Origin of the sequence: Aliiglaciecola sp., assembly GCF_039982535.1 — a bacterium.
Taxonomy (GTDB): domain Bacteria; phylum Pseudomonadota; class Gammaproteobacteria; order Enterobacterales; family Alteromonadaceae; genus Aliiglaciecola.
Map to the genome: position 1 here is coordinate 1 of NZ_JBDWYG010000044.1, position 14,050 is coordinate 14,050.

General features: G+C 39.8%; 17 protein-coding genes and 1 pseudogene. 9 read left to right on the plus strand and 9 right to left on the minus strand.

Going from position 1 to position 14,050, the window contains the following annotated elements:
• The 3 genes from ABJV04_RS13965 to fldA all read left to right on the plus strand — a co-directional run.
• Positions 1-699: alpha/beta fold hydrolase (locus tag ABJV04_RS13965; protein ID WP_348492165.1), on the plus strand; the 699-nt coding region annotated here is incomplete at its 5' end.
• Between the two features lie 60 nt (positions 700-759).
• On the plus strand, positions 760-978 hold the full coding sequence (locus ABJV04_RS13970; protein WP_348492166.1) for a DUF2788 domain-containing protein: 219 nt from the start codon (positions 760-762) through the stop codon (positions 976-978).
• A gap of 40 nt (positions 979-1,018) precedes the next feature.
• Complete coding sequence (gene fldA / locus ABJV04_RS13975) at positions 1,019-1,543, plus strand: flavodoxin FldA (protein ID WP_216047513.1); 525 nt, start codon at positions 1,019-1,021, stop codon at positions 1,541-1,543.
• A 109-nt stretch (positions 1,544-1,652) separates the two neighbouring features.
• On the opposite strand, the gene ABJV04_RS13980 is transcribed toward fldA, so the two are convergent.
• Positions 1,653-3,614, minus strand: a complete 1,962-nt coding sequence (locus ABJV04_RS13980) for a methyl-accepting chemotaxis protein (protein ID WP_348492167.1) — start codon at positions 3,612-3,614, stop codon at positions 1,653-1,655.
• 337 nt (positions 3,615-3,951) lie between these two features.
• On the opposite strand from ABJV04_RS13980, the gene fur reads away from it, so the two are divergent.
• Positions 3,952-4,374, plus strand: coding sequence for a ferric iron uptake transcriptional regulator (gene fur, locus ABJV04_RS13985; RefSeq protein WP_348492179.1), 423 nt, complete (start codon positions 3,952-3,954; stop codon positions 4,372-4,374).
• A 38-nt stretch (positions 4,375-4,412) separates the two neighbouring features.
• On the opposite strand, the gene alr is transcribed toward fur, so the two are convergent.
• From alr to ABJV04_RS14010, 5 genes are all read right to left on the minus strand, one after another.
• Entirely contained in the window at positions 4,413-5,528 is a 1,116-nt protein-coding gene (alr, locus tag ABJV04_RS13990; RefSeq protein WP_348492168.1) for an alanine racemase, read from the minus strand.
• Between the two features lie 45 nt (positions 5,529-5,573).
• Positions 5,574-6,437 carry an aminotransferase class IV gene (locus tag ABJV04_RS13995; protein WP_348492169.1) on the minus strand — a complete coding sequence of 288 codons (864 nt, stop codon included), beginning with the start codon at positions 6,435-6,437 and terminating at the stop codon, positions 5,574-5,576.
• A gap of 16 nt (positions 6,438-6,453) precedes the next feature.
• On the minus strand, positions 6,454-7,428 hold the full coding sequence (locus tag ABJV04_RS14000) for a biotin-dependent carboxyltransferase family protein (RefSeq protein WP_348492170.1): 975 nt from the start codon (positions 7,426-7,428) through the stop codon (positions 6,454-6,456).
• Complete coding sequence (pxpB, locus tag ABJV04_RS14005) at positions 7,425-8,138, minus strand: 5-oxoprolinase subunit PxpB (RefSeq protein WP_348492171.1); 714 nt, start codon at positions 8,136-8,138, stop codon at positions 7,425-7,427. Before pxpB ends, ABJV04_RS14000 begins: the two co-directional genes overlap by 4 nt.
• A gap of 435 nt (positions 8,139-8,573) precedes the next feature.
• The gene (locus ABJV04_RS14010) at positions 8,574-9,299 is read right to left on the minus strand and encodes a 5-oxoprolinase subunit PxpA (RefSeq protein ID WP_348492180.1); all 726 of its coding nucleotides are present in this window, start codon (positions 9,297-9,299) and stop codon (positions 8,574-8,576) included.
• A gap of 128 nt (positions 9,300-9,427) precedes the next feature.
• Here ABJV04_RS14010 and ABJV04_RS14015 point away from each other — a divergent pair, with 128 nt between their 5' ends.
• Together ABJV04_RS14015 and ABJV04_RS14020 are read left to right on the plus strand one after the other, a co-directional pair.
• On the plus strand, positions 9,428-10,258 hold the full coding sequence (locus ABJV04_RS14015) for a S1-like domain-containing RNA-binding protein (RefSeq protein WP_348492172.1): 831 nt from the start codon (positions 9,428-9,430) through the stop codon (positions 10,256-10,258).
• Between the two features lie 33 nt (positions 10,259-10,291).
• Positions 10,292-10,687, plus strand: a complete 396-nt coding sequence (locus ABJV04_RS14020; RefSeq protein WP_348492173.1) for an OsmC family protein — start codon at positions 10,292-10,294, stop codon at positions 10,685-10,687.
• Between the two features lie 67 nt (positions 10,688-10,754).
• Here ABJV04_RS14020 and yiaA read toward each other — a convergent pair whose 3' ends face one another.
• The 3 genes from yiaA to ABJV04_RS14035 form a co-directional block, all read right to left on the minus strand.
• On the minus strand, positions 10,755-11,225 hold the full coding sequence (gene yiaA / locus ABJV04_RS14025) for an inner membrane protein YiaA (RefSeq protein WP_348492174.1): 471 nt from the start codon (positions 11,223-11,225) through the stop codon (positions 10,755-10,757).
• A 126-nt stretch (positions 11,226-11,351) separates the two neighbouring features.
• A complete protein-coding gene (locus ABJV04_RS14030) occupies positions 11,352-12,161 on the minus strand; it encodes a DUF2145 domain-containing protein (RefSeq protein WP_348492175.1) in 810 nt (269 codons plus the stop codon).
• Positions 12,162-12,215: 54 nt separating this feature from the next.
• Entirely contained in the window at positions 12,216-12,575 is a 360-nt protein-coding gene (locus ABJV04_RS14035; RefSeq protein WP_348492176.1) for a hypothetical protein, read from the minus strand.
• A 127-nt stretch (positions 12,576-12,702) separates the two neighbouring features.
• Here ABJV04_RS14035 and ABJV04_RS14040 point away from each other — a divergent pair, with 127 nt between their 5' ends.
• The 3 genes and pseudogenes from ABJV04_RS14040 to ABJV04_RS14050 form a co-directional block, all read left to right on the plus strand.
• Positions 12,703-13,458, plus strand: coding sequence for a helix-turn-helix transcriptional regulator (locus ABJV04_RS14040; protein ID WP_348492177.1), 756 nt, complete (start codon positions 12,703-12,705; stop codon positions 13,456-13,458).
• Positions 13,459-13,539: 81 nt separating this feature from the next.
• Positions 13,540-13,755, plus strand: coding sequence for a hypothetical protein (locus tag ABJV04_RS14045; protein ID WP_348492178.1), 216 nt, complete (start codon positions 13,540-13,542; stop codon positions 13,753-13,755).
• Positions 13,756-13,909: 154 nt separating this feature from the next.
• Positions 13,910-14,050 (plus strand): annotated as a pseudogene (locus tag ABJV04_RS14050) (transposase); the annotation flags it as partial.

A 14,050-nucleotide genomic window follows, 5' to 3' on the forward strand; every position in this document is an offset into this window, starting at 1 on the left:
AATTTGTCTATGGTTAGGAAGGCACTCGAAAGTGATTTCAATGTGCTGAGTATCGACCTACCAGACCACGGTAAATCCGCGTTTACTGACGGCTTTTCTTTCACTCGTTATGCCAATGAGATTGTGCAATTAATCTCATGGTTGAAGTTAACAAAGGTATCCATATTGGGGCACTCCTTAGGGGGTAAAATCGCCATGAAGATAGCCCTCGATAACCCAGAACTGGTGGAAAAATTAGTTATCGCAGATATTGCGCCTGTTAGTTATACACCGCGTCATCAAAATGTTTTTAAAGCCTTAAACTCGGTTAATTTAGAAAATATAAAGTCGAGAAGCGAGGCAGACGCGCTTATGTCTGAATTTTTAGAAGAACCCGGCGTCAGTCAATTTTTACTAAAAAGTTTAAGGCAAGTAGATGGAAAATGGCGTTGGGACTTTAACTTGCCACTTTTGCAACGAGATTACCCTGCTATTTCAGAAGGGATCAACAGTGATAAACCGTGTTTAGCTCCAGTACTTTTTATCAAAGGTGGACAGTCAGATTATATACTGCCTGAGCACAAACACATTATTGGTTCTTTATTTCCAAATAGCAGTGCCAAAGTCATAGGTTCTGCAGGACATTGGTTACATGCACAAAAACCCGCCATTTTTAATCGTTTGGTTAGAGATTTTTTGCAAAATGATACTTGTGGGTAATTCGCTTGTGTCACTTTGTATGGTATATTCTGCGCGTTTTTTTATTCTGAAGGTTTTACGATGCTAAATGAATATTATGAGCAAATAGAAGCTATCGTGTTAAACCTGACTTTGGTTGCGCTTTTTGCCCTAATGGGGTTTGCGATACACGATGTGTTGAAAAAGAACAATGTGCCTTTCCTTGGTAGAGCAGTAGTTTATCTTGTTTTATTTTTGGGTGCGGCCGGATTTATCGCTAAAGGTTTGATCCAGATCTTCTGGGAAAACAATGGCATCTAATACAATTAGGCATCGAATTAGTTAAGTAAAGGAAGTTGGAATGGCAAGTGTAGGCTTATTTTTTGGAAGTGATACAGGCAACACCGAACACGTTGCAAAAATGATCCAAAAAGAACTGGGTAAGAATCTTATTGATGTTCATGATATTGCCAAAAGCAGTAAAGAGGACATAGCCGAGTTTGATTTACTTTTATTTGGGATCCCAACTTGGTATTACGGTGAAGCTCAATGTGATTGGGACGACTTTTTTCCTGAATTGGAAGAAATAGATTTCAATGACAAATTAGTCGCTATTTTTGGTTGTGGAGATCAAGAAGATTACGCAGAGTACTTTCTTGATGCTATGGGTATGATACGTGATATCGTGGAAGCCAAAGGCGCTATTTTAGTAGGACAATGGCCTTGCGAGGGATACGATTTTGAAGCCTCGAAAGGTATGGCTGATGATGAGCACTTTGTCGGTCTGGGAATTGATGAAGATCGCCAACCCGAGTTAACCGAACAAAGAGTGAAAGATTGGTGTAAACAAATTCACGAAGAACTTTGTTTATCTGAACTAGCTTAAACTTCTCGATTTAGGTTTCCCAACCTCATCAAACAAGCGTTGGATACACGTTTAACATCTAACGCTTGTTTTGCTTAGTCAGTTTAGCCAGTTAAATCACTGGTGTTTTTTATAACGATGACAACTTAAACTGGCTAACAGCTTTTTTCATTTCCACCATTAAATTGGTTAATGTTTTATTTGCCATTGCAGAGGAATGGGTCGACTGTGCACTTTGCTCTGCTAATGCCACTATATTGGCCAAATTATCAGCTATTTTTTCAAACAACTCATCTTGTTCTAAACTGTCACTGACAATATCTTGATTCATTTCCCGTAAACCGTCTATGGTTTGGTTAATTTCAGTGACTTGTTGGGCTACATCAAATATTTGTGCTTCACTTTGTTTAGCATACTCGGCACCTGTATTAATTGCCTTAACCGCGTGTTCTGCATCAGTTTGTAAACTAACGATCATGGATTCAATTTCTTCCGTGGAGTTTTGGGTTCGCGTCGCTAAGGTCCTTACTTCATCTGCCACTACGGCAAAACCTCGGCCGTGTTCGCCAGCTCGGGCCGCTTCAATTGCGGCATTTAGTGCTAACAAATTGGTTTGCTGAGCAATCGTTTTAATCACATCTAATATGCTGCCAATTTTTTTACTATTTTCATCTAATCGATTAATTATTTTCGAGGATTGTGCGGCCTGCTCGGTTTGTTCAGATATTTGTGTTTGCGTGGAAGTCACCAATTGACTGACATTGGCACTTTGTAAACTAACTTGTTGCAACTTCTGCATGCCGTGTTGAATCTGTTCGATATTCGACTTACTGGCTTGACGAATGGAATGGGTATCTGTGGCAGTTAAGCTAAGCTGTTCCTTTTGCTGCTCAACCTGCTCTAATGTTTGTTTACTAAGGTTAGCGGTGGTCTCAGTGGCATTTTCTAATGATTTTTCTTGAAGGAGGATCTTTTCAACAACAGCATGTAAGTTTTCAGTGACCTTGTTAACATTCGTTGCCAGAATCGCAAATTCATCTTGATTGCTTGAATACGCCTTATGGGTTAAATCACCACTACTAATAACTGCCAAACTGCGATTAATCCTTCCCAAGGGAGAGGCAATACTTCGTGTGGAGATACTGCCAAATATAATAGCCGCCATTATGGCTATAAATAACAAAATTAGGCCTTTCCAAATATTAGAGTTAACAGTTTCTATAATCGCCTGTTGCCCTTTTAATGTGTCTTGATTAACCTCTGAAAAAACCGTAGAAAACTGCTGTTTCGCCCCCTCTAAATGCGCATTCGCATTCACATTGAAATCTTTTGCTTGCACAACTAAGGCAAGTTTTTGTTGTTGTTTTGAAAATACCCCAGGATCTTGCTGCAGCAAATTTTGCAATTGCGAAAATTGAGTATTGAGCGATTGCACATACCCTTGCGTATCGATGGTTTCAGCCAATCTATTAATATAATCAATATCAACTTGCACATTACTAAGGGTAAATTCGATATCCCCCTTAATAGTGTCACTTATTTGATTATCATCAGTGGCGATATACTCTTTTATTGACCCAAACAAAGGCATAATTTTGTTGTCTGCATTGATTGCAGTTCCAATTAGAATATCAAGATTGGGATCATCACCTTCTAAAAACGTCAAATCACCTAATAATGCACTGGTCTCATCAGCCATAGCAATAATATTAGTGGCTGCTTCCTTAACCTCGGCAGTTAACAATAGCTGCGTCTCCCTTGCTTGGTACATTTTTTTAGATTGGCTAACATAGGCTAACGCACTTTGTGCACCTTGTTGAAAAGGTGAGTTTTTATCACCTATGATTTGATTGAGGCTTTCAAGACTTTGCTTAAATTCAGATGACAACTGATTGAACATCTGTTGGTTGTTCTGTAATTGACTCAATGATTGTTCGAAATAGCCTTTGGTAGAGATACTCGAAAGTGACAAAATGCCTGTTTGAATTTGCAACATATTAGCTTGCACAGGCATTTTTTGTTCTACCACACTTTGCGCGGATTGGCGTATATCGGCTAAACCAAGATATGAAATTAAATTTGTAACTAGCATTACACAGCCGAACAAAATAAAACCAGTAATAATCTTGCCTATAACGTTTAGCCTCATATTTAACCTTCACCTCAACTAACCGATTAACTTCTTAATTGGTAAAATTCAACGAGTTATTACACCCTTTGTCGTTAATCAATTCCATAATACGTATTTGTATTGATACTACGTAAGTGCCGAATATTTCGTTAAATTGATTCTTAAAGGGTAGCATGTTAAAAAAATGTTGCTTAAGTTGAAATATTTATCCACTTTAGTGATTAGTTTGTCCCCTATCCCTTTCATATTTGAATTACTTCCCTATAATGAACCCACCAGTTATCGTTTAGAAATACAGATGGATCAAAATAAAGAATTAAAAAAAGCAGGGCTTAAAATCACCCTACCAAGATTGAAAATTCTCGAGGTTTTGCAGGCGCCTGCAAACCAACATATTAGTGCGGAAGACGTATACAAATTATTGATAGAACAAGGTGAAGAAATAGGCTTAGCCACAGTTTACCGCGTTCTTAATCAGTTTGATGATGCAGGAATTTTGAACAGACACCACTTTGAAGGTGGTAAATCAGTTTTTGAAATAAGTCATAAGCAACACCATGATCATTTAGTGTGTTTAAAATGTGGCAAAGTCATCGAATTTGAAGATCCGATCATCGAAAAGCGTCAAGAAGAAGTTGCAGCTCAGAACAAAATGAAGTTAACCCATCACAGTTTATATTTGTATGGTGAGTGTACTGACGATAGTTGTGACGAAGATTAGAACATTGGCAAAAGAAGATTGAAATTAAGTTCAATCTTCTATGGATTAATAGTTCTCCGAGGTGTTCGTTTTGGCATTCTAGTAACCAGTTCATAACCTATTGTTTCTGACCAAGATGCCACTTCGTTAACTAATAGTTTTTTACCCCACAATTCCACTTCAGAATTAATTTCTACCTCGGTTAAACCTGTCACATCAACCGTTATCATGTCCATTGAGACTCTCCCGCATAGTTTAGCTTTTTGACCGTTTACCAGAACCGGTGTGCCAAGCTTCGCAGTGCGCGGGTAACCGTCTCCATAACCTGCGGCTATGGTAGCAACTACAGAGTCTTGGGCAGCGACCCAAGTATTGCCATAACCCACACTCTCACCTGTTGGAACGTTGCGTAGAGCTATCACTTTGGACTTAAACGTCATTACCGGGACTAGGTGCTGCTGCATATCATCTTCAGGTAATTTATCCTCAGGCATAAAAGGAGAAACACCATATAACATGATGCCAGGACGATTCCATGTCCCCCGCGCCAGAGACCATGCTTTTATCCCTGCCGAGTTCGCAATGCTGGTTTTGATTGACTTAGAGAATTGCTTTTCTAACTGTTCACGGCAGTTTATAAACTTTGCTAGTTGTTCATTCGTAAAGTTATTGTTGGTTTCATCAGCCGCTGACAAATGCGTCATTAACACCACATTTGTTACCTGTTTTGCGCTATTTAGTTTTGAATAAATATCCATTACCTGTTCAGGTGCAAAACCAAGTCGATGCATGCCCGTATCAACCTTCAACCAAACATCAATATTCGCATTGGTATCCAAACTTTCCAGCATTTGATACTGCTTCAGGTTATGCATAACCACGCTAAACCCTTGTTTACAAGCATTAAATAGCTCTTCTTGAGTAAAGCACCCTTCCAACAATAAAATCGGTAGAGAAATACCCTGTTGGCGCAATTCAATACCTTCTTCCAAGCTAGAGACTGCAAACATAGTGACACTTTGCTGCAATGCTTTAGCAATTTCTGCTGCACCATGGCCGTAAGCATCGGCTTTTACCACAGCCACAGTGTGACTGTCTGGCGATAGCGTTTGAGCATAATGGCAATTAGCAATCAAGGCGTTTAAATCAATTGTAATCTCGGTGGGGCGAGTCATTAAATAGCGTGTCCTAGGGCAATAAAAATAGTGAAGAATTAAACATCAGTAATCGTATTTAAATTTATTAAATAACGAGTTTATTTGTTTATAAACTTTTCCAATCTTTCCATCGGCGATGTTTTCACCGTCTAAGGTTATCGCCGGAGCAATATTTTTAGTCGAACTTGTTAACCATATTTCATCCGCCAACCGGGCTTGTTCTAGACTAATATTTTGTTCCATCACTTGATAATCAGTGTGGGTTTTCAAAAGATCTAATACGATGGCTCGAGTAATTCCAGGTAATAATTGGGAGTCTAAAGGCGGTGTAAAAACCTGATTGTCCTTAACCACAAAAACATTGCAAGATGATGCTTCGGTAATCTGATCACTTTCATTGTAAAGTAAACATTCGTCTACTTTGTGATCTTGACTACTTTGATAATGCAAAACGTTACCTAGCAGAGAAGTCGACTTGATGTGACATTGCCGCCAACGTAAATCTTGCTGACTTACCAAGGCTAATCCTTTGTTGTTATTATCATCATAGTTAACTGGTGCTTTGATGGCATAACACATCATAAACAAGGTTGGTTCAACATTATCTGGAAAACCATGCTGGCGTTTAGGGCTCACACCGCGACTTACTTGAATATAAACCGCTAAGCTATCGCCGCTGTTTTGCGCCAAAAGTTCAGACAAAATGATTCGCCACTTTTCATCAGACCAATCTAAGCTAATACCAATGGCGGTTAAACTACTTTGTAGGCGGGCGATATGTGGGCCAAAACCAACCATTTTGCGATCATAGGCTGGGATCACTTCGTAAATCCCATCTCCAAATAAAAAACCACGATCCAGTGGCGATATCATCGCTTCATTTTGAGGCATAAATTTGCCATTGAGGTATACAGTTGCTTCAGTCATATTGCGGCCAAAAATGTTAATTAGAATGAATTTGAGTGAATAGATTAGCGTGTTTAATCTCAGCTAAATTGACTAAGTTATGGGCGGTTTGAATATCCACTGCTGAAAAAGTGACTTTGCAACCTGGCGTAGCTTGAGACAACAAATCACAATCAATGGACAACACACTCCCCAATTTAAAGTAGCCTCCTACCGTTTGCCGATCGTCCAACATTATGATGGGTAAGCCTTGCTGAGGAATTTGCACTGCTCCGCGGGTAATACCTTCAGATAACATGGGTTGGTTTGGTGCGGCAATAGGATTGCCAGTCAATTTACACGCCATTCGACTTGAGTCAGGGCTGACAATGTATTGGTGAAGATAAAATTGTCGTAAAGCCACAGGGGTAAAATCATTAACTTGATACCCTTCAACTAATCTCAAGGTTAATTCACTGTTGACCGCAACTTTAACACTTCTTTGAGCAGCAAGAGGAGCAATTTTTGGCGTTTTGGGGTCAGTAGCAGGAGTTTGACTATAGAATGCAATTCTATCCCCCTGCTGCAACGCTTGGCCGTCTTTTGTTAAGCCACCTAGCCTATCCCGTATCACTGTTGTGCAACTTCCAAAGATTTCGCCAACATCAAATCCTTTATGGACAGCCACATAACTACGTAGTCCATTATCTGCTTTTTTAATGGTAACAATGTCGCCTGAATGCAGTTGAAAACTGCGCCACGATGGCTGCTGTTGACCATTAATACAAACTTCCGTTGCCCCCCCTGTAACAGCCACTTGGCATTCAGAAAGACTTTTGAAACTAAATCCACAACCAATCACTTCAATACTTGGGGCGATGTTTTGATTGTCACACAACCAATTGGCCCATTGGCAGCTTCGTCGATCAGCTGGCCCTCCAGTGGTGATCCCTAAGTGTTGATAACCTCTTCGACCAGCATCCACTAAAATACTTTGCAAACCGGTCGCTATTATTTCAACAACATCAGTCACGAATTCTGCTCCAGAATTTGATAATACCTATCTTCGCTAATGGGTTTAAATCTAACGGTATCACCTACTTTAAAAGGAGAAGGAGAAGTTTGTTCTGGGACAAATAATTCTAACGGGCAGACACCAACAATATTCCATCCTCCCGGCGACACATTAGGATAAATAGCGGTTTGCCGATCAGCTATGGCCACTGCACCTTTGGGCACTTTTTTACGTGGACTGGTTAACCTTGGAGTTGCGATTTTTTCATCGGTTTCCCCTAAAAATGCAAACCCAGGGGCAAAGCCTAAACAATAAACACGGTAGCTATTTTGTTGGTGTATTTGGATAACCTCATCGACAGAGATCTGATTATGCTCAGCGATACGCTGTAAATCATTGTCCTCAGACAAACCGTAACATACAGGAATCTCTACAATTTTAGACTCCTGTGACAAACCAGCTTGTTCACTCTCGCCAACTTGCAGCGCTTTAGTTAACCCGAGTACTTGCGCTTTTACTGCAAAATAATCTGTGAGAAATATGTCATAGGTAATTAATACCGAGTGATAAGCAGGAATAATGTCTAACAACCAAGGCGTGTCAGCTTGTTCCAATAAATGCACAAACATACTTACTTGTTGATTTTTATGATTCAGTGTAGGCCCATCAAAATAGACAATAACGGCATTTTCACTGGCTACATTTATGTTAATTGCTTCGCTTCTCATAATTCTAGTAATTCCAGGACAGTCATAACTTCAGGACAGCCATAATTCTAGGACAGTCATAATTCTAGGACAGCCATAATTCCAGGACAGTCATTAAGATAATAACTCACGGATATGTTTTACCGCCTCGGCCGCTCCCGCTGCCATAATTCCAGGACAGCCATAATTCCAGGACAGTCATAATTCTAGGACAGCCATAATTCCAGGACAGTCATAATTCCAGGACAGTCATAATCCCAGGACAATCATAATTCTAGGACAGCCATAATTCTAGGACAGCCATAATTCCAGGACAGCCATAATTCCAGGACAGTCATAATTCCAGGACAGCCATAATTCCAGGACAGTCATAATTCTAGGACATTCATAATTCCAGGACAGCCTTAATTCTAGGACATCCATAATTCCAGGGCAGCCATAATTCCACGACAGCCATTAAGATAATAATTCACGGATATGTTTTACCGCCTCGGCCGCACCGGCACTGTCACCATGCACACACAAAGTATCAATTTTTAAGGGTAAAACTTGACCAGATGCGGACACCACTTCTTGACTTTTTACCATTCGTTGTACCTGAGCGAACATGTCATTTAATTGCAATACAGCACCAGGTTTCGCCCTAGAAAGAAGCAAACCGGTCTCTGCATAGCGCCTATCGGCAAACGCTTCAAATTGAAGATCGAGGTTATACTGATCTGCTATTTGTTGAAATGATTGCCAATTCGATACAGCTTGAACGACCAATACTAATGCCTCGGAGTAAAGACTGACAGCCTTCACCACAATTTCAAATAAACTTTTATTGGCCATCATGTCGTTATACAACGCACCGTGAGGCTTAACATAATCGACGGTCTTCGAATGTATCTTTGCCATACCCTCCAATGCCGCAATTTGATAATGTAAAAGCGGAATGAGTTCATCTTCCGTTAGTGCCATACTGCGACGACCGAAGCCCTGTAAGTCAGGATAGGACGGGTGTGCGCCAATTTTCACATTGTGTTGTTTTGCCGAAAGTATGGCGGATTGAATAGCCTGTGGGTCGCCACTATGAAATCCACAAGCAATGTTTGCCATATCAACATAAGGCATAATTAAATCGTCATGTGGCATCCGCCACGCGCCATAACTTTCACCTAAGTCACAATTTAGTTTGATCAAGCGCTTATTGCTCCTTGTAAATTCAGATATAATGGTGATCTAAGGCGAATTCAAACTTAGTGATTTTTTCGCAGATCACAACTAAGATTCGCTAGTTTACTTTATTCTTAAAAAAAGTCAGGTGTATGCTACAAATTGGAAAAATGAATCACTTAGAAGTGGTTGACAAATTACCCTTTGGATTTTATCTGGACGGTTCACAAGTAGAACGTATTTTATTGCCAAATGGTTCTGCACCTGAAGGTTGTGAAGTTGGTCAAATGGTGGATGTGTTTATCTATCATGACAGCGAAGATCGCATTATAGCGACCTCCAAAATCCCCCTCGCCCAGGTTAATGAAGTGGCTGTTTTAAAAGTAAAAAGCCTGACTCGTGTTGGTGCTTTTTTAGATTGGGGCTTAGAAAAAGATTTATTAGTACCTTTTAGTGAGCAGGAACGTCCCCTGTCTGAAGGTATTGAATACGTGGTTTATGTATTTGAAGATCCAGAAACTGGACGACTTGCGGCATCGACAAAACTTCGCGACTTTTTATCGGAAGACGGCAATGATCTGAAAGCCGGACAAGAAGCGGATTTAATTATTTGTGGTCGCACAGATTTAGGCTACAAAGCAGTGATAAACGGTACGCACCTCGGTTTGATTTTTAAAGATGAAGTATTTAAACCTATTCGCACTGGCCAAAAAATGAAAGGTTACGTGAAACGAATACGCGAAGACGGAAAAATCGATTTGTGTTTTCAGCTTCACAACGAGCAAGCTAGAAAAGAGTTAACCGAGCTTATAATTGATGATCTGATTGCCCATGATGGCCTATCCACCTTAACGGATAAAAGTCCTCCCCATGAAATTACCCAGCGCTTTGGAGCTAGTAAAAATGCCTACAAAAAGGCCTTAGGCTCGCTGTTTAAGCAAAAACGTATTTTAATCGATAAAACCAAAATCACACTGATATAGTAAAACTATAACGACCTTAACAAGGAACAATAAATGCAGGCGACCGTTACTTGGCAAAAAGATATGCTGTTTGATTGTGAAACAGACTCAGGTAAAACTCTTCAATTAGATGGCAATGGTGAACAATTAACACCGATGGAAACCGTTCTATTATCGGTGGGAGCCTGTTCTTCCGTTGATGTAGTTGAAATTATGAAAAAATCTCGTCTTCCCCTAACTAGTTGTCGTTGTGAACTCAAGGCCACTCGCGCGGAATCGGCACCTAAAGTATTTACCGATATTCATGCAGAATATGTGGTGAGCGGTGAAAAAATAAGTGATAAACATCTGGCTCGCGCGGTTCAGTTATCCTGTGAAAAATATTGCTCAGTGATGCTAATGTTAGCCGGTAATGTGAACATCACCACATCTTACCGAGTTGAGGACTAATAACCTCAAAAAGCCTGTTTAGTAGCTAAACAGGCTTTAATTAACGAATTTTTAATTACTAATTATTTTAGTCTGCAGCTAATTCCGTTTGTTCTGTGTAATTTTTCCCTTCATCAGTTTTATCATTGTTTAACGCCTGAGTATCTCTAACATTCTTCTGGACAGTCACAGCAGCAAACAAACTTAATGTGTAGGCCATTCCGTAAAACCCTTTTTCACTTAATAATAAATCTGCATTAATCAAACCAATTACTAAGAGTACAATGGCCAGTCCTGCTGATAACCAAGATAAGGTACCGTAAATAGAAGAAGTTTTAATGCCTTCAGCTTTGTCTCGTACGTTTTTCTGTAACGATACGGTTGAAAACAAGCCATAAAGTAAGGTAATCAAGTAGTAACCTTTTTCATTAAGTAACATTTGTGCGTTGAAGAGTCCCACGCCATACGCGCCGATACCGATAAGTAAAGCGGCAATGGCTGCATAGGTATAAGATTTGGTAGGCCCTTGCATCGAAGTCTTTAACGTTTGTGTTGTCATAATAATTCTCACTTGTTTCGTGTGTTGATTAAGGTATGGATAGAGTTTGCCTTCAAAAACACGAATGATAAACCCAGTTGTTAGATGTAGATTATTTCAAGCCTTAAAGTTTATAAATAATATACTTTATAAAGAGTTTATATCTCCATCAGCCGTGTAGGTAATAAACTCGCTGGCCAACTTGTTCTCACGTAAATACTGGCCAATGGTTGTGAACGTGGTGGTGTACACTTTGCCATTGTGATCTTGAGTAGTGACATCATCCATGAACATTGAGCCAAAAAATAACTTAAACGGGCTAGTTTTTACTCGTTGGGCTTGGAAATGTGCCTTCGCGTTAACCTTCAACTGGGCGACGTCCTGGGTGTTATAAATAGCCGAGTTCAACAAATCTAGAGTATATTCAGTACAGTTTTGAAAGGTCGAATTAAATGGGTTGGCAATGACTGAATAATTTTGATTGTGCAAGGTTTTATCTTTTCCTGAAGCAATCAAATCAATTAATTTGTCTTGCACTTCAGCACTAGGAATTAAAATCCCGGCAGTTAATTCATGTACTCCCCAAAAGAAATCTACTGGATAATCGACGACCAGCTCACTCTTATTGGCCTTGCCGCTTTGCTGGTAAAGATTATGTATTGCATAACCTTGAACAATTTCGCCATTATCCAAGGTAATATTTGAATATAGAGCAACAGCCGTATGGGTAAACTTAATACCTTCGGGCAAATCTTTCTCTGGTCTGCCCACTCTAGCAATAATAAATGCTCTAGCGCCTTTAGATGCGGCATACTTTTCTACGTCTTTTGCAAACTTAATAATTTGTTCTGGTGCATGCTGACTAGGTGCATCACTTTGACTTCCAGCCAATGCATTGGGGCTAATAAAACTAAAAATGCTAACAATAATAAATAGATAAACTGTCGTAGATTTCATTTCCCTATTCTCCTTACAAGGGTTATTAAAATGATTCAAAAGAGCGCTGTTAATTTACTTTTTGTTAATTACTTGGCTGGGCGCAGGATCGGCCGTGATCGTATGCTCAGTGATAATCAAAGTATGTTGATGATGGTGATGATGAGAACTGGCATGAGAAGATTTTAGACCGTCACTTAGTGCGTCTCCTGCTTCGGCAACCACACTTCCAGCAACTAAACTCACACCGCCAGCGACAATCACTGGGGTGACCAAAGCAACGCTCGCAACTTTAGCAGTGGATGCAACTCCTTCTGATGCTGCTAGAGCAGTATGTTTGCTTGCTTGACCACTGTGATGAGCTGAGCCTGCTGCCTGAGTATTTAGTGATGCCATCGATAAAATCATAATTAGAGCGCTTGTTACACGTTTCATATTGTTCTTCCTGTTTGTTGTGAACGAGATAAACAATAGCTACTGGGTATACCCTATGTAAACAAAGTTGTTTTATGTATACTAAAAGTCAACCAATAGTTCATTATTTTAATACCAAAGGGCAGAAATGAGTCAAATTGGACAGGTTAGCAAAACACTCAAGCAACTTTTAAAACAACAGCAAGTTACCTATCGAGATCTTGCCGATAAATTAGCTATGAGCGAGGCCAATATAAAACGCATATTTTCAACCAATAGTTTTACATTGGAACGTTTAGAAGAAATTTGCGACGTACTCCAGATGTCACTTTCTGATCTGTTTGTGGTTGCACAACAGCAAACTGAGAAGCTCAGCCAACTCACCGAAGAGCAAGAACTACAATTACTTGCCGATCCTAAATTATTGTTGGTGGCTGTGTGTGTGCGGGATTCATGGAAGTTTGAGGAATTAATCGAACATTACGATATTGATCAATTTGAATGTACCCGCCTATTAGCAAAATTAGACAAGCTTAAAATTATCAGCTTATTGCCCAACAACCATTATAAAACCTTAATTGCCCAAGACTTTAGGTGGATACCTGGTGGTCCATTAGAGAAATTTATGGAACAAGAGGTTATGGTGAAATTCATGGCGCCGAAAAAGGATGAAAAGTGGAATTTCAGGCTTTATATCCGTGGTCGATATTCGCAAACCTCAATAGAGATCATTCAACGTAAGTTAAATCAACTCACTAAAGAAGCGTCAGATCTTAACCAAGAAGATGCCTCCTTACCATTATCTAAACGTCAACATATGGGCATACTTATGGCCATGCGGCCTTGGGAACCTTCGTTGTTTGAAAGCATGCGCAGAAATGGTGATGAAAATGATAAAAGATAGCGCAGATTTTTAAAACACCGCCTAATATGCTAGGTTAATATTTAAACTTTATGGGATTAAAAATTAACCTGGGAGCAACAAATGACACCGGAAAACTCGAATCAAGATGACAATAACTTTATGCATTTTGCTGCACTAAAAACAGCGATTGTGAATGGTGAAGAACAATCGGTAAAAGAGCTTCTATCAGGACAGCCAATGCAAGCCCTTGAAAAAAGCTACCTCATGGATTTAGCAAACTTAAACAACAATACAGCAATTAAAAAGTTACTCGAAGATATTCCCGTTAAGGAGTAGCCTTTTTTATTGGACAGCCACTGTTTCTGTGAAGCTTCAATTTTAGACAGCCACAAACTAGACCGTGAAGCTTCAAATTTAGACAGCCACAAACTGGACCACTACGGTCAAACTATCAACTACACTCAAGGCATTAAGTTCAACAGGAAGAACGATGCCTTTAGCAAGGAAGCGGCAAATTTGTTTGACGGATACCCCCTACTATCACTGTGTTTCTCGCTGTGTACGCCGAGCTTATTTGTGTGGAGAGGATGAAGTCACCGGAAAGAGTTTTGAGCACCGCCGTCAATGGGTT

What these genes read in the sequence shown, in the direction of transcription:
- alr (WP_348492168.1), bottom strand. Translation starts at nt 5,528, where the DNA reads ATGACTCGCCCCACCGAGATTACAATTGATTTAAACGCCTTGATTGCT.
- yiaA (WP_348492174.1), bottom strand. Translation starts at nt 11,225, where the DNA reads ATGACAACACAAACGTTAAAGACTTCGATGCAAGGGCCTACCAAATCT.
- pxpB (WP_348492171.1), bottom strand. Translation starts at nt 8,138, where the DNA reads ATGAGAAGCGAAGCAATTAACATAAATGTAGCCAGTGAAAATGCCGTT.
- ABJV04_RS14015 (WP_348492172.1), top strand. Translation starts at nt 9,428, where the DNA reads ATGCTACAAATTGGAAAAATGAATCACTTAGAAGTGGTTGACAAATTA.
- ABJV04_RS14035 (WP_348492176.1), bottom strand. Translation starts at nt 12,575, where the DNA reads ATGAAACGTGTAACAAGCGCTCTAATTATGATTTTATCGATGGCATCA.
- ABJV04_RS13980 (WP_348492167.1), bottom strand. Translation starts at nt 3,614, where the DNA reads ATGCTAGTTACAAATTTAATTTCATATCTTGGTTTAGCCGATATACGC.
- ABJV04_RS13995 (WP_348492169.1), bottom strand. Translation starts at nt 6,437, where the DNA reads ATGACTGAAGCAACTGTATACCTCAATGGCAAATTTATGCCTCAAAAT.
- ABJV04_RS14045 (WP_348492178.1), top strand. Translation starts at nt 13,540, where the DNA reads ATGACACCGGAAAACTCGAATCAAGATGACAATAACTTTATGCATTTT.
- fldA (WP_216047513.1), top strand. Translation starts at nt 1,019, where the DNA reads ATGGCAAGTGTAGGCTTATTTTTTGGAAGTGATACAGGCAACACCGAA.
- ABJV04_RS13970 (WP_348492166.1), top strand. Translation starts at nt 760, where the DNA reads ATGCTAAATGAATATTATGAGCAAATAGAAGCTATCGTGTTAAACCTG.
- ABJV04_RS14020 (WP_348492173.1), top strand. Translation starts at nt 10,292, where the DNA reads ATGCAGGCGACCGTTACTTGGCAAAAAGATATGCTGTTTGATTGTGAA.
- ABJV04_RS14030 (WP_348492175.1), bottom strand. Translation starts at nt 12,161, where the DNA reads ATGAAATCTACGACAGTTTATCTATTTATTATTGTTAGCATTTTTAGT.
- fur (WP_348492179.1), top strand. Translation starts at nt 3,952, where the DNA reads ATGGATCAAAATAAAGAATTAAAAAAAGCAGGGCTTAAAATCACCCTA.
- ABJV04_RS14040 (WP_348492177.1), top strand. Translation starts at nt 12,703, where the DNA reads ATGAGTCAAATTGGACAGGTTAGCAAAACACTCAAGCAACTTTTAAAA.